Below are 14,902 nucleotides of genomic sequence, written 5' to 3'. Positions count from 1 at the left end.
TCATGAAAGGAATTATTTTAGCGGGTGGATCAGGAACAAGATTGCATCCATTGACCTTGGCAGTGAGCAAACAGTTGATGCCGATTTACGACAAACCAATGATTTATTACCCACTATCAACCTTGATGTGGTCCGGAATCAATGAAATTTTGATTATATCAACACCACACGATTTACCATTGTTTAGGCAATTATTAGGTGACGGAAAAAGTTTGGGTTGTAGATTTGAATATGCTGTACAGGAAAACCCTAATGGTCTTGCGGAAGCATTTATTATCGGAAAAGAGTTCATAGGTAACGATAAAGTCGCCCTAGTTCTTGGAGACAATATTTTTTACGGAACAGGTCTTTCGGATTTGTTGTTAGCCAATAATAATCCGGATGGCGGAATTATTTATGCTTACCATGTTCATGATCCCGAAAGATATGGTGTTGTCGATTTTGATAAAGACGGAAAAGTACTTTCGATTGAAGAAAAACCGGAACATCCGAAATCAAACTTTGCTGTACCGGGGATTTATTTTTATGATAATGATGTTGTAGACATAGCGGCGAATATTCAACCAAGTCATAGAGGAGAATTAGAAATTACTGATGTTAATAAAGAATATTTAAAGAGAGGAAAACTCAAAGTAAGTATTCTCGACAGAGGAACAGCATGGCTTGATACAGGTACATTTCAATCGTTGATGCAGGCAGGACAATTTGTTCAGGTAATAGAAGAACGTCAGGGATTAAAAATCGGTGCCATTGAAGAAGCAGCATACAAAATGGGATTCATCGATGCAAAACAATTAGAAAAATTAGCCCAGCCACTTTTAAAAAGCGGTTATGGCACACACTTACTTAGTTTGATTTAAGATATGAATTTTATTGCAACCAAACTGGAAGGCTGTTTTATTATTGAACCAAAAATAATCCTCGATGAACGAGGTTATTTTATGGAAAGTTTCAACGAAAACACCTTTCAAAAAGGGGTTAATCAGCAGGTTCATTTTGTTCAGGACAATCAATCTTTTTCGTCAAAAGGAGTTTTGCGTGGCTTGCACTATCAAACAGGCGAACACGCTCAGGCCAAATTAGTAAGAGTTTTGCAAGGCGAAGTGCTAGATGTTGCGGTTGATATCAGGCCTAATTCACCAACATTCGGACAATACGAAGCCGTAGTTTTATCGGGAGAAAATCAGAGACAATTTTTTGTCCCAAGAGGTTTCGCCCATGGTTTTTTGGTGTTGAGTGATACCGCTACTTTTTTCTACAAATGCGATAATTTTTATAACAAAGAATCAGAAGGCGGAATTAGCTATAATGATAAAACCATCAATATTGATTGGGGTTTTCCAACAGAAAATCTAATCATTTCTGAAAAAGACAAAGTGCAACCCAATTTAGAAAACGCCAAAAAAGCATGGTAGTTTTAGTCACCGGAGCCAACGGACAATTAGGACAAAGTCTGCAATTTATTGCGCCAATGTATCCTAACCTTAATTTTGTTTTTTGTTCTTCAGCGGATTTAGATATTTCCGATTTAGAAAAATGCCAAACCGTTTTTTCGAAAATAAAACCTAATTATTGTATCAACGCCGCCGCTTATACAGCCGTTGACAAAGCCGAAAGCGAACCCGAAAAAGCACAGCTTATAAATGTTATTGGCGCTAAAAATTTAGCTGTCGTTTGCAAAGAATATGAAACTATTTTGATTCATATTTCTACTGATTTTGTGTTTGATGGTAATGCTTCAAAACCTTACACAGAAAATGACATTCCGAATCCGACAGGAGTTTACGGGCAGACCAAGTTAGACGGAGAAAAAGCAATTCAAAGTATTTTTGATAATTATTATATCATTAGAACCTCATGGGTTTACTCGCGATTTGGAAATAATTTTATGAAAACCATGTTGCGTTTGTCTTCCGAAAGAGATTCTATTTCCGTAGTTAATGACCAAATAGGAACACCAACAAATGCAGTTGATTTAGCTGAATGTTTAGTTAAAATTGTGACTTCCAATTTCCAACTTCCAACTTCCAACTTCGGCATCTACAACTTCAGTAATGAAGGACAGTGCAGTTGGTATGATTTCGCAAAAGAAATATTTAGGATTAACAATATTTCGATAAATTTACAATCAATCCCAACAACATCTTTTCCAACACCGGCAAAGAGACCAAAATATAGTGTTTTGGATAAGTCGAAAATAAAAGCCAATTTTGGGTTTCGTATTAATCATTGGGAAAAAGCCTTAGCTAAACTGCAGCAATGAATCAAAAACCAACCATATCAATAGTAAGTCCTGTTTACAGAGCGGAGTTTTTTTTGGATAAGCTCGTTTCAGAAATCCAGAAAGTTATGTCTAATCTTACTATTGATTACGAAATTGTTTTGGTCGATGATCGGAGCCCGGATAATTCTTGGGCAAAAATGAAGGAATTGGCGATTGCAAACCCAAAGATAAAAAGTATCCGATTGAGTCGGAATTTTGGACAGCATCCCGCAATTATGGCAGGTTTGAGTCAGGCAAAAGGAGAATGGATTGTTGTTATGGATTGTGATCTACAAGACCAACCAAAAGAAATTGAAAAACTTTACAGTAAAGCCCAGGAAGGGTTTGATGTAGTCCTGGCAAGAAGAACAAACAGACAGGATGGCTATTTGAAAAAGCTTTCCTCAAAACTATTCTCTAAAGTTTATGGGTTTTTTACAGACACAAAATACGATAACGAAATTGCCAATTTTGGGATTTACAATACTAAGGTAATCCAGTCGATACTAAAGATTTCGGATTATATCAAGTTCTTTCCGTTGTTTGTAAATTTTGTAGGGTATAACACGACTTCAATTGAGGTAGAACATGCATCCAGACAATCAGGAAGTACCGGCTACAGCATTTCAAAACTCATAAGTCTTGCTTTTAATTCAATAATTTCGTTCTCAAATAAGCCATTAAAGATTTTTGTCAAATTTGGAATTATAATTTCCTTATTATCTTTTTTGGTGGGTTCCTATTATCTTTATGAGGCATTCAGCAATAAGATTGAGGTGCTCGGATATACCTCCATCATTGTCTCTATTTGGTTTTTATCAGGAGTAATAATAACAACAATTGGAATAACAGGAATTTATGTTGGAAAGATTTTTGACCAGACAAAGAACCGACCTGTTTTCATAATTGATGAGGTAATATGATAAAGAAAAAGGAATGGGATTCAGATTTTTTTAATCTGAATGTGGGCGAGTTGGACTTTAAGGAATGTAACGATTCCTTAAATTATCTCGATTACGATTTACTATACGTAATGTCATCAGAGGATTTCGATTTATCACTTAAGGGATTTGAAAATTCTTTTTCAGAGGAAAAGGTCAAATTTCATAAAGAACTCAAAGTAACAAAACAGTTGTCTGAGAATGTTTTCTCTTACAGAGAAACCACATACAACATCCAAGACATATATCAATTGGCTTATGAAAGTGGAAGCCACAGTCGCTTTTTGCTCGATAAAAAATTTAGCAGTGAAAAGTTCAGGGAATTGTACAGACTTTGGATTGATAATTCGATTTCGGGACAATTTGCAGACGATGTTTTACTGTATAAAGAACAAGGACAAACAATAGGGCTGTTAACTTATAAAACCAAAGAAGAAGATGCTTTTGTCGGATTGATAGCAGTATCTTCAAATCATCAAGGAAAAGGAATCGGTGGAATTATGCTAAGACATTTGGAAACCGTTTTATATACAAAAGGAATAGAAAGTTTAAGCATTCCCACACAGCGCCAAAATGAGCAAGCCTGTCATTTTTATGCTAAACAAGGTTATTCAATTTCAGAGAATATACACATTAAACATTATTGGAAGATATATGATACCATTTAACAAACCCTATTTAACGGGTAACGAAATAGCTTATATTGAAGAAGCCGTTAAATCCGGAAAAATATCCGGAAACGGGCACTTTACTAAAAAATGTCAAAATTTCTTCGAATCGAATTATGGCATAAAAAAAGCACTGCTAACGACTTCTTGTACAGATGCCTTGGAAATGGCTGCGATTTTAATAGACATCAAGGAAGGTGATGAGGTTATTATGCCGTCCTATACATTTGTTTCTACTGCGAATGCCTTTGTTTTAAGAGGGGCAAAAATAATTTTTGCGGATAGCAGAAAAGATCATCCCAATATTGATGAAACCAAAATAGAATCATTAATTACGGCAAAAACTAAAGCTATTGTTCCGGTGCATTATGCCGGAGTTGCCTGCGAAATGGATGCCATAATGAATATCGCAGCAAAACATGATTTGTATGTAATAGAAGATGCCGCTCAAGCCGTTGACAGCTATTATACAGGCAAAAACGGTATTAAAAAAGCATTGGGTTCTATTGGTCATTTGGCTGCTTTTTCTTTTCACGAAACCAAAAACATCATTTCGGGGGAAGGCGGATTATTAGCCATTAATGATGATAAATTTATTGACAGAGCGGAAATAATTTGGGAAAAAGGAACGAATAGGTCTTCATTTTTTAGGGGAGAAGTGGATAAATATGGTTGGGTTGACATTGGGAGCTCCTTTTTACCTTCGGAAATTATTGCTGCATTCTTGTGGGCGCAACTCGAAAATCTTGAAAAAATCCAGGCTAAAAGAAAAGAAATCTGGAATAATTATTTTAATAGTTTAAATGATTGGGCACAGAAAAACGAAATAGAATTACCCTTAACTCCAGACTATGCAACCAATAATGCCCACATGTTTTATTTGGTTTGTAAAAATTTAGAACAAAGAACAAAGTTGTTGGCTCACTTAAAAGAGAACGAAATTTTGGCGGTGTTTCATTACATCAGCTTACATACAAGTCCATTCTATCTCTCTAAACATCAAGGAGGAGAATTGCCGGAAACGGATAGGTTTACGGATTGTTTGGTACGATTACCATTGTTTTTCGAATTAGACAGTCAAAAAGTGATAAACGCTATAATAGATAACTAGACTAAATTATTCAAAATATAATTTTGCCCCCTTTTCCTGTCCTAGCTTAACAACAACAATACCGTTGAACATTTTAACCGATTCATGATTTGGCCATGTCGGCATTTTAGCAATAGAATCTTTTACTAAATCAAGTTTCTCTTTGGTATCAATCATTTTATATTCAGCAATATCAGATTTCTCGAAGAAATTGACTATTCTATAATTATCCGCTGAATTCCCCCAATTGAAAATTGAGCCACCAAAAACTTCACTTTTCTCTAATCTAAATTTTTGATGATATTCATAAGGGAAATAGCCATAAAAGTAAATATTTTTCTCTGTTGTAAAAAAATCAGGATATTTAGTTTGTATTGTATTGTCTATTTTTTCAGCTATTCTTTTGTCGTGGTTGTAAATTTTATTGGCAGTAAGAAAAAGGTTTGTAATAAAGTAAATATTAATAACAGCTATCAAGACCACTAGTGTTTTGCTAATGGCGGTTAGATTTATTTTAAGATAATCCAGTGAAAAAACGATAACGAAGGCAAAAACAAGATTAGACGCTACATACAGACGTGGTGGATGATAACCATTAGTTATGGCTATGGACATCATAAAAGGTAAAAAAAGCACTAATAATAAGGATAGAAAACGAATTAGAGCAACCTTTTTATTGATGAAAAAGCGAATAAATAAAAACAGGCTTAATAGTAGTGCAATACCAAATAATCTTTCTCCGTAATAAAAACCTCCGCTAAGGTTTTTAAACCAAATGGAACAAAAATCAAAAAAATGATTATTATTAGATTCTCCACCTGACACGAAGGAAGAAAGATAAGCACTGTTCTCCATCGGCGGGCAAATTATTTTTACTGAAAAATAATATAAAATGAATGAAATTATCAGTAAGATTCCTTTAAACAATAATCTTTTTATCTCAGATTTTAGATTAAATGATTCTTCAAAAGTGCTTTGGAAAAAGAGAATAACACAAAGTGTAGCAAGAACTATTATGAATGCCTGATATAAAGAAATTGCAAATACGGTTATCAAAACTCCCGATGAAAAAAATAATATTTTTCTTGTCATCGCTTCAGAATTTAATCCTTTTATAAATAATTCCACAGTTAATACAGACAGGAGAATTCCTAATCCTCCAATAACTGCCATCATGCCAAAAACAACCTCATAAGCTATTTGAGGAAAAGTAACGAATAATCCGCAAAAGAAATAAGCAGAAATGCCTTCAAACCTAAATAGTTTAGCCAATCGAACCGCCGCTAAACTAAATAAAAACAAACTTAAAAGTAAGGAGAAATATTGTAAATGACCTTTAAAAAGATGGTACACTATTAAGTTTTGTCCCCATCTACCCATATCCATTCCGAAATCAGACAATATTGGGATTTCGTTGTCTACGCTAAGAGTATAATTTGAAAGCGCAAAACCGTAAGCTATTATTGACAATAAAAATGTATAAGAATACATTTTAAAGTTGTTTTCAAATTCTTTTTTTAACGAATCAGTCATACTCAAAACAGGTTTTAATTTTTGCGTAAAAATAATAATTAAAGTTGCATTCTATTAATAATATTGTTTAATTTGCAAATAAATTTTACTAGATTATGAAATACAATCATTTACTCATTCTGTTTTTTTGTTTCTTTTGTATAGTTGGGTGTAAGGATAAAACTACTGATAAATCAGAAGAGGCAACAGAGGCGCAAAATACAATTAAACCATTTAAAGTAACATTAAAATTTTCAGCAAAAGTAAATGATGATTTTTGCTTATTATATACCGAAGATGGAACAATAAATTTTGGAGAAAAAGGAATATGGAAAGCAATTAAAGGAAGTGAAATTGAACAATCAGTTGATTTTGAATTACCAGAAGAAGTTTTCCCAACAGCATTGAGAATAGACCTTGGAATAAAGCCAGAACAGACAGACATCATTTTAAAAGCTATAATTTTAGAATATAAAGATAAGACGCGACAAATAATGGGAACTGAAATGGCGGCGTTTTTTAGACCGGATGAAAATACGTGTACATTTGATGCTACTACGGGAATAGTTAAACCAATCGTAAAAGATGGCGTTAGACAAAATCCTTCTTTGTATCCTCAAAGTATTTTAAGACAGGAAATCGAGAAATTAGCACAATAATTTATATTACAAATACATAAAAAACTACAAATTGAGCATCAATTTGTAGTTTTTTATTTTAAAACCATTCCATTTATTGTTAAATAAAATTCTTTACATATTTAAAAACAAACAGAGTGCCAACTTATTGGTTTATGGTATTGGGCAAGGGTTTAATTTAATAACACCCTTACTTGTTGTGCCTTATATTGTATTAATATGCGGTGAAGAAGGGTATGGAAAAATTGGTGTTGGGATGGCTCTTGCTTTTTTTATCATGGTCTTTATTGATTATGGTTCGGAGATTGTTGGCGTAAAGGATGTCGCTGTTAATAGAGAAAACAACAATAAATTAGAAAGCGTTTTCATTACGACTTACACAGCCAAATTCATTTTACTTTTGGCAATGTTACTTTTGGTTTCAATTTTATTTTATTTTATTCCGTATTTCAGTAAAGAAAAAGCACTTTTCTTTTTAAGTTTATCAATGGTTATCGGTCAATTCATTAATCCCTCCTGGTTTTTGCAGGGCATTGAGAATTTTAAATGGATAACAATATTAAACATACTTTCAAAAGTAATTTATCTCGCGGGTGTTTTTCTGTTTTTAAAAACACCCGGCGATTATATATACAGTAATCTTATTTGGGGAATAGGAATGATAGCTGCTAACGGAATTACTTGGTTCTACATTGTCTATAAATATTCGTTTTCATTTTCTAATTTAAAAAGAAGTGAAGTACAAGAAATGATAAAACATAACTTCTCTATTTTTTCGTCACAAATATTTGTTTCGCTTCAAATGTATTCTCCTATTGTTTTAATTAGCTTTTTTGGAGGTAATACGATGGCTGGTCAATACAAAATTATTGATCAAATTATAGTGATTTTTAAAACGTATCTCTTGTTATTTTTCAATTTCGTTTATCCTCGAGTGTGCTACCTACTAGACAAAAGCAAAAAAGAAGCACTACGTTTTTGGAAAATATACAACGGTTTAAATGGCATTTTCATTATTATCTCTATGATAATAATTGCTTTATTTTCATTGAAAATTGTGGCCTATTTTAATCCAAAAGGGATTATAGAAATAAGCAATTTACTAAAAGTAGCAATTTTAATTCCGATACTTCAAAGCATTTCCATTCCATTGAAGCAATTGGTTTTGGGTTCGAACAAACAGAGACAATATGTAAAAACAGTTATGATAATTACAATAATAAGTCTTGCTATTATTGCGGCAATTACACCTTTTTATAATGTTTTAGGAGTATTGATTGGCTTAATTATAACCGAAATTATAACAGCAATAATATTTTACTGTATCATTAAAAAAGACTTATTTGTTCGAACAAGTTAAAAACTATTGTATTTTTGAAGTTTGTAGAAAATTTGCTTTCGAATGATTAAAAAACTCTTCCAAAAAATGCTTGCCAAGACAGGGAAAACCTATCAGATAGATGATAGAATTCCTAATAAGTTGCTGTATTCAATTTTCTATAATCGTGGCCTAATGTTGGTTAGAGGTTATTTAAAAACAGGAAAAAAAGTTTTTATTGGGAATAATACCAATATTCAAAATTCACGAAATATAGTTTTTGGAAAAAACGTTACCATTGATAAACATTGCGTTATTGACGGATTCTCTTCAGAAAAAATAATTCTTGGAGATTGCGTTAAAATAGGCTCTTTTTCAACGCTTACTTCTACTAGTCATATGTCCAAATATGGAAAAGGATTAAAAATGGGAAACAATTCCGCAATTGGTGATTATACTCATTTTGGCGCAGCCGGAGGAATAGAAATCGGAGACGACGTCATTATGGGTTCTTATATTTCATTCCATTCGGAAAACCATAACTTTTCAGAAACTTCAAAGCTAATAAGGCAACAAGGAGTTACTTCAAAAGGGATTAAACTCGGGAACAATATTTGGGTCGGAGCTAAAGTCACTTTTCTTGACGGTAGTGTTGTTGGAAATAATTCTGTTGTAGCTGCCGGAGCTGTTGTGAATGATGTTTTCCCCGACAATGTTGTTATTGGCGGAGTTCCTGCAAAAGTTTTAAAAAGCATAGAATAAATGGCAACAGTTATAAAAAAGGCACTTCCTTATCAAATTCTTTTTGCTATTTGTGTTTATGTTCCCTATTTGAATAATTATGAGTTAACCTTTGCTATTTGGTCACTCACAGCCCTCTTTACTATTCAGAAAGTATATTCAATAACCATCATAAAACAACTGCTTTGTTTCGCTATAATTTTAGCATTAGCTACAGTAGTTTACTTTTTTAAAGGCCATCAACTTTATTTTGTGATTAGAGATATCACCTATCTGACAAAACCCTTTATAGGATTGTTGGTAGGGTATCAATTATGCAAAAAGTTTCCATTAATAGCCTTTAAAACAATTGTTTTTACGGGGTTTTTCATTGCACTTATTCATCTAAGTTTAATTTTTCATGCCATTATTTTTTATAAAGCAACTACGGTAAATGATATTAGATTTTTTGGTGGTTATTTTAGTGATTTTGAAGTCTATGCCTTAATAATAGTAATATTTCATGAAAGATTTCAGTTAAATTTTTCCCGAAAAAAAGCATTTTTTTTCATGAGCATTATAGGGTTTTCAGTATTCATGTATTTGGCGAGAACAAATTTTATACAATTTATCATATTATTTCTAGCATTGAAAGGATATTTCGAGGTCAATAAAAAATCAATAATAGTTGTAGTTTCCGTGTTGATTTTGACGGGCATTGGATATACCATAATTTATAATATGAATCCCAAAAGAAATGGTGATGGAATAGAAGCCTTACTTTATAAGATAAAAATCGCTCCTATTGAAGCCTTTAAAACAAAGATAAACAGGGAAGATTGGAAAGATTTTAATGATAACTATCGCTCTTATGAAAACATTATGACTGTAAGACAAATGACAAGAGAAGGATATTTATCACTTTTATTTGGTCAAGGTATTGGGTCACAAATTGATTTAAAACAAAAGGTTTGGCTAGGAGACATGGAACTTAGATACATTTCCATACTCCATAATGGCTTTATGACAATATTTTTAAAAGCCGGTTTATTAGGATTGTTTATCTACTTGATAACAATTTACCTCTTGTTTAAGAAAAGCCAGTCCGAAAGTGAATTGATTCAAAATATTGATTTACTGCTTTTAGGAACAGGGATATTTTTAATTTTTTCAAACTGGGTGTTTATGGGTGTTTATAACCTTTTAGATAGTAAATCCATACTTATTGGAACTATAATCTGTTATAAAGGCATGGCTATTAAAAGTCACTTAAACCAATTAAAAAATGATTAACATTCTATTTATTCATCAATCGTCAGACTTATATGGTTCAGACAAAACATTATTACTTTTGTTAAAAAACCTTGATAAGAGTAGGTTTAATCCAATAGTCATTATTCCACATGAAGGGCCATTAAAAGAAGAATTGGAAAAGCAAAACATCAAGGTAATAGTTGCTCCAGTTTTGAAATTATACCGTAAGATGTTCACTCCTACAAACCTTTTTAAATTTTTAAAGGAAATAAGATCCGGAGTGGCAACGCTTGATGACTTAAATGAGAAATATCAATTTGATTTAATTTACTCTAACACATTAGCCGTTTTATTAGGACATTTTTATACGCGAAAACGAAAAATAAAACACCTTTGGCATGTACATGAAATAATTGAATCGCCTAAAATTTTCACACGATTATTTTGTAGATTACTTCAAAGTTCAGCGACTACTAAAATTGTTTATAATTCTATATCGACGCAAAATTTTTGGAATGTTAATTCAAAGATTGCAAGTAAATCAAGGGTAATATGGAATGGTCTTGAGTTCCCTAAAAATAGTGCATCAGTAGATGAAATAACAACGATTCGAGAAACCTTTTTTAAATCAAAACCAAACGAAATTGTTATAGCGTTGATAGGGAGAATTAGCCGATGGAAAGGTCAGCAACTTTTATTAAATGTTTTTAATACCTTGTCAAATAAGCATCAAAATATTAAGCTGGTTTTTATTGGTTCACCACCTCCAAATCAGGATGGATTTTTAGAAGATTTAAAATGGGATATTCAAAAATATCAACTAGCTGATAGGGTTTTAGTAATCCCATTTCAGAAGGAAATCTTTAAATTTTGGCAAAGTATTGATATTGCAGTTGTCCCTTCAATTGAGCCAGAGCCTTTCGGGCTTGTTGCCGTTGAAGCCATGTTAGCAAAAAAGCCTGTAATTGGTTCTAATCATGGAGGATTAACAGAAATAATAATAAATAATGAGACTGGTATTTTAGTTGAACCTAATAATAAAAACTATCTAGCAGAAGCTATTTCTAAACTAATTGAAAATCAAGAATTAAGAGAAAAGTTTGGCAAAAATGGTTATAATAGAGCAATTAAAGAGTTTTCTATTGAGAAATATGTTCAAAGTTTTGAAAAATTATTTGTTGAATTATAAACATTAATATTATTGTTAAATAATTATTTCCTAATTAAGAAAAAAAATCTATGAACATAGCCAAATCAGGCATTCGTGTAGTATCGAATTAAGATAAAACGTTATATAAATGTTTGATTTCTTCGGTTAACGGAACTTGATGATTGCCTACAAAAAATCCGTTTTTATCTAAATATTGCGCATTTTTCATTTCTCCGAAAATCTCATAATCAAAGAATTTCAACACTTCATTTTTGGTAAAATCACCTGTTACAATTGGACGGCAATCGATACCATTTTCCTCAAGCTTTTTAACTACATCACTTCTTTTCAAAGAAGACTCAGGTTTGATGATAAAACTAAAGCCAAACCAACTGCTATTATCAATATCTTGTTGGATATAAAAGTCTTTATGATTGGCAAATAATGAATTAAATAAAACAGCATTTTCTCTTCTTTTCTCCAGAAAATCAGGAAGTTTTTTTAACTGCTCAATTCCGATGGCGCCGCTCATTTCTACAGGTCTGAAGTTGTAGCCTGGTAATATAAATCGAAACGATTCTTCAAACCAATCGTCACTTTTATTAGAAACTTTGTTCTCTTTTGGCAAATGTCTTGTCCAACCATGAGCTCTGATGCAAAGCAATACGTGGTAAAGCTCTTCGTCATCAGTTACCACAATTCCACCTTCCATAGTTGCCATATGATGTGAATAGAAAGTTGAAAAAGTTCCAAGAACTCCAAAAGTTCCTGCTTGTTTCCCTTTGTATTCTGCGCCCATCGATTCACAATTGTCTTCCATCAGAAGAATATCGCGACCGGCAATGATTTTATTGATAGCATCAAAATCATTGGGGTTTCCTAATAAATTCACGGCCAAAATCATTTTGGTATTATTCGTAACCGCTTTTTCAAGTTGGGCCAAATCAAAATTCAACGTATTCAAATCAACATCTACAAACTTTAATTTTAATCCGTATTGATACAACGGATAATAAGTAGTTGACCACGAAACCGCAGGAACAATTACTTCATCTCCTCTTTTTAATTTTGGATTTTTGGTATAAAACAACGCACCAACTGCTAATAAATTTGCCGATGAACCCGAGTTAACCATAACAGCATATTTTGAGCCTGCGAATTTGGCAAAATCAGTTTCAAACTGTTTTACGCTTTCGCCCATGGTGTACATGTCTTTGGCTATTACAGATTGGATAGCGTTTATTTCTTTTTCATCCCAAGTAGAGGATGCTAATGGATACTTAATCATGTAAAACGTGTTTTTTAAAATAGTCAACTGTTTTTTCAATTCCGGCTTCTAATGACGTTGAATGTTTCCATCCAAACTGAGTCAGTTTAGTATTGTCAATTAATTTTTGTTTCATGCCAACAGGTTTGGTAAGGTCGTGAACAAAAGTTCCCTCAAAGCCAATTACCTTAGCTATGGTTTGGTAATATTCATTTATTGTGTAATCAAATCCAAGTCCAACGTTGATATTTTGCGGCATAGTTTCGAAATGTTCAATGGCATAAAAAATAAAATCGGCCAAATCTTCGACATACATAAACTCTCTTCTTGACAAACCATCGCCCCAAATATCAATTTGATTTTGGTTTGAAACCTTGGCTTCGTATATCTTTTTTATAACTGCCGGAACCATATGTGAATGTTCCGGGGAAAACTTATCGTATTTTCCATATAAATTACACGGAATTACAGTTTTATATAAAAATGTATTGTCTTCTTTATGGATGTATTCACAAAGTCGGGTTGTGATAATTTTAGCCAAAGCATAACCTTCATTCGTTGGCTCTAATTCGCCTTGCAAAATAAGTTCTTCTGATAAAGGATTTTTGGCATTTCTGGGATACATACAAGAACTGGATAAGTTCATGAAATGTTTTATATTGTTATCTTTTGCAGCCAGAATAATATTTTTTCCAATCTCTAAATTTTCGGTTAAAAACTTCACCGGATTTGCAATGTTAGCCTGAATTCCACCTACAAATCCCGCAGCATGAATAATAAAATCGGGTTTATGCAATTTTATATAATCGCTTAACGCACTATAATTTTTTAAGTCTAATTCTTCACTGCTTGGATGTAAGAAGTCATAACTTTTTGCTTTCGGAAAATGCAGAATATTTTTCCCGACCATTCCATTTCCTCCGGTTAAAAAAATCTTCATTGGATTTATCACTTAAAGGTTACGGATTTTATTCAAACAACTTTAAAGAATCCCTGTCTTTAAATCGGACAACATACTCTAAATCGTGCTTCATCATGATTTTCACAAGTTGATCAATAGAAGTTCGGCTAGGATTCCATCCCAAAACAGTTCTTGCTTTTGTTGGATCGCCAAGCAAGCTTTCTACTTCTGCCGGTCTGTAATAATTAGGATCAATTTCGATTAGCACTTTCCCGGTTTTTTTGCAAACACCTTTTTCATTTTCAGCTGCACCCTGCCATTCGAGTTCAATGCCTGCTTCTTTGAAAGCTAATTCGCAAAAGGTTCTTACTGAATGTTGTATTCCTGTTGCAATTACATAATCTTCTGGAGTTTCTTGCTGTAACATAAGCCACATGCATTCTACATAATCTTTGGCATAACCCCAATCTCTCAATGCATCAAGGTTTCCTAAATACAATTTCTCCTGAATTCCGTGAGCTATCCTTGATGCCGAAAGCGTGATTTTTCTGGTAACAAAAGTTTCTCCACGACGTTCGGATTCGTGATTAAACAGAATTCCGTTAACAGCAAAAATGTTATAAGATTCTCTGTAGTTTTTGGTAATCCAAAAGGCATATAATTTTGCAACGCCATATGGAGAACGCGGATAAAATGGCGTGGTTTCTTTTTGCGGAACTTCCTGTACTTTTCCATACAATTCCGAAGTAGAGGCTTGGTATATTTTAGTTTTGCCAACCAAATCACAAATTCTTACGGCTTCGAGCAAACGAAGTGTACCAACAGCATCTGTTTCGGCAGTATATTCGGGCATGTCAAAAGAAACTTTAACATGAGACTGTGCTGCCAAATTATAGATTTCATCAGGTTTAATTTGCTGAACCAACCGAATCAAATTGGTAGAATCGGTCATGTCACCATAATGCAATTGAATTTTTTTATCCCTATGTAAATCACGGATTAAGGATTCAATATACAAGTGTTCAATTCTTTCGGTGTTAAACGTAGAACTTCGTCTTATTATTCCGTGAACTTCGTATCCTTTTTCAAGCAAAAACTCCGCAAGATAGGAACCATCTTGCCCGTTAATACCTGTAATTAAAGCTTTCTTCATTTCAAATTTTTAATCTTGATTACAAAT

15 protein-coding genes are annotated in these 14,902 nt (G+C 32.9%); 11 read left to right on the top strand and 4 right to left on the bottom strand.

Features of this window, described 5'->3' with window-relative positions:
• Nucleotides 1–2: 2 nt before the first annotated feature.
• From rfbA to rffA, 6 genes are read left to right on the top strand one after another with little or no spacing between them, the layout of a single operon-like run.
• Entirely contained in the window at nucleotides 3–860 is an 858-nt protein-coding gene (gene rfbA, locus L1S35_RS08885) for a glucose-1-phosphate thymidylyltransferase RfbA (RefSeq protein ID WP_236399562.1), read from the top strand.
• A gap of 3 nt (nucleotides 861–863) precedes the next feature.
• Entirely contained in the window at nucleotides 864–1,415 is a 552-nt protein-coding gene (gene rfbC, locus L1S35_RS08880) for a dTDP-4-dehydrorhamnose 3,5-epimerase (RefSeq protein ID WP_236399559.1), read from the top strand.
• On the top strand, nucleotides 1,409–2,263 hold the full coding sequence (rfbD, locus tag L1S35_RS08875) for a dTDP-4-dehydrorhamnose reductase (RefSeq protein ID WP_236399556.1): 855 nt from the start codon (nucleotides 1,409–1,411) through the stop codon (nucleotides 2,261–2,263). Before rfbC ends, rfbD begins: the two co-directional genes overlap by 7 nt.
• Complete coding sequence (locus tag L1S35_RS08870) at nucleotides 2,260–3,186, top strand: glycosyltransferase family 2 protein (protein ID WP_236399552.1); 927 nt, start codon at nucleotides 2,260–2,262, stop codon at nucleotides 3,184–3,186. The genes rfbD and L1S35_RS08870 overlap by 4 nt, the downstream gene beginning before the upstream one ends.
• A complete protein-coding gene (locus L1S35_RS08865) occupies nucleotides 3,183–3,872 on the top strand; it encodes a GNAT family N-acetyltransferase (RefSeq protein ID WP_236399550.1) in 690 nt (229 codons plus the stop codon). Before L1S35_RS08870 ends, L1S35_RS08865 begins: the two co-directional genes overlap by 4 nt.
• The gene (gene rffA, locus L1S35_RS08860) at nucleotides 3,859–4,983 is read left to right on the top strand and encodes a dTDP-4-amino-4,6-dideoxygalactose transaminase (RefSeq protein WP_236399547.1); all 1,125 of its coding nucleotides are present in this window, start codon (nucleotides 3,859–3,861) and stop codon (nucleotides 4,981–4,983) included. Before L1S35_RS08865 ends, rffA begins: the two co-directional genes overlap by 14 nt.
• Nucleotides 4,984–4,989: 6 nt before the next feature.
• Here rffA and L1S35_RS08855 read toward each other — a convergent pair whose 3' ends face one another.
• Nucleotides 4,990–6,495 carry a glucosyltransferase domain-containing protein gene (locus L1S35_RS08855; protein WP_236399544.1) on the bottom strand — a complete coding sequence of 502 codons (1,506 nt, stop codon included), beginning with the start codon at nucleotides 6,493–6,495 and terminating at the stop codon, nucleotides 4,990–4,992.
• 95 nt (nucleotides 6,496–6,590) lie between these two features.
• On the opposite strand from L1S35_RS08855, the gene L1S35_RS08850 reads away from it, so the two are divergent.
• From L1S35_RS08850 to L1S35_RS08830, 5 genes are all read left to right on the top strand, one after another.
• Nucleotides 6,591–7,133, top strand: coding sequence for a hypothetical protein (locus L1S35_RS08850; protein ID WP_236399541.1), 543 nt, complete (start codon nucleotides 6,591–6,593; stop codon nucleotides 7,131–7,133).
• Between the two features lie 76 nt (nucleotides 7,134–7,209).
• Nucleotides 7,210–8,472, top strand: coding sequence for an oligosaccharide flippase family protein (locus L1S35_RS08845; protein ID WP_236399540.1), 1,263 nt, complete (start codon nucleotides 7,210–7,212; stop codon nucleotides 8,470–8,472).
• A gap of 42 nt (nucleotides 8,473–8,514) precedes the next feature.
• Nucleotides 8,515–9,192 (top strand): acyltransferase, encoded by a 678-nt coding sequence (locus tag L1S35_RS08840; RefSeq protein ID WP_236399537.1) that lies wholly within the window; start codon nucleotides 8,515–8,517, stop codon nucleotides 9,190–9,192.
• Nucleotides 9,193–10,443, top strand: a complete 1,251-nt coding sequence (locus L1S35_RS08835) for a hypothetical protein (protein ID WP_236399534.1) — start codon at nucleotides 9,193–9,195, stop codon at nucleotides 10,441–10,443. It abuts the gene before it with no gap.
• Complete coding sequence (locus tag L1S35_RS08830) at nucleotides 10,436–11,593, top strand: glycosyltransferase family 4 protein (protein WP_236399532.1); 1,158 nt, start codon at nucleotides 10,436–10,438, stop codon at nucleotides 11,591–11,593. The genes L1S35_RS08835 and L1S35_RS08830 overlap by 8 nt, the downstream gene beginning before the upstream one ends.
• Nucleotides 11,594–11,681: 88 nt before the next feature.
• Here L1S35_RS08830 and L1S35_RS08825 read toward each other — a convergent pair whose 3' ends face one another.
• The 3 genes from L1S35_RS08825 to gmd are packed head-to-tail and all read right to left on the bottom strand — an operon-like array spanning nucleotide 11,682 to nucleotide 14,875.
• Nucleotides 11,682–12,842, bottom strand: coding sequence for a DegT/DnrJ/EryC1/StrS family aminotransferase (locus L1S35_RS08825; RefSeq protein WP_236399529.1), 1,161 nt, complete (start codon nucleotides 12,840–12,842; stop codon nucleotides 11,682–11,684).
• The gene (locus L1S35_RS08820; protein ID WP_236399526.1) at nucleotides 12,835–13,761 is read right to left on the bottom strand and encodes a GDP-L-fucose synthase family protein; all 927 of its coding nucleotides are present in this window, start codon (nucleotides 13,759–13,761) and stop codon (nucleotides 12,835–12,837) included. Before L1S35_RS08820 ends, L1S35_RS08825 begins: the two co-directional genes overlap by 8 nt.
• A 28-nt stretch (nucleotides 13,762–13,789) precedes the next feature.
• Nucleotides 13,790–14,875 (bottom strand): GDP-mannose 4,6-dehydratase, encoded by a 1,086-nt coding sequence (gmd, locus tag L1S35_RS08815; RefSeq protein WP_236399523.1) that lies wholly within the window; start codon nucleotides 14,873–14,875, stop codon nucleotides 13,790–13,792.
• Nucleotides 14,876–14,902 lie beyond the last annotated feature (27 nt).

This window comes from Flavobacterium anseongense (assembly GCF_021608185.1).
Lineage (GTDB): Bacteria > Bacteroidota > Bacteroidia > Flavobacteriales > Flavobacteriaceae > Flavobacterium > Flavobacterium anseongense.
Note: the sequence above shows the minus strand (reverse complement) of the source record. Positions and strands in the feature narration are given on the sequence as shown.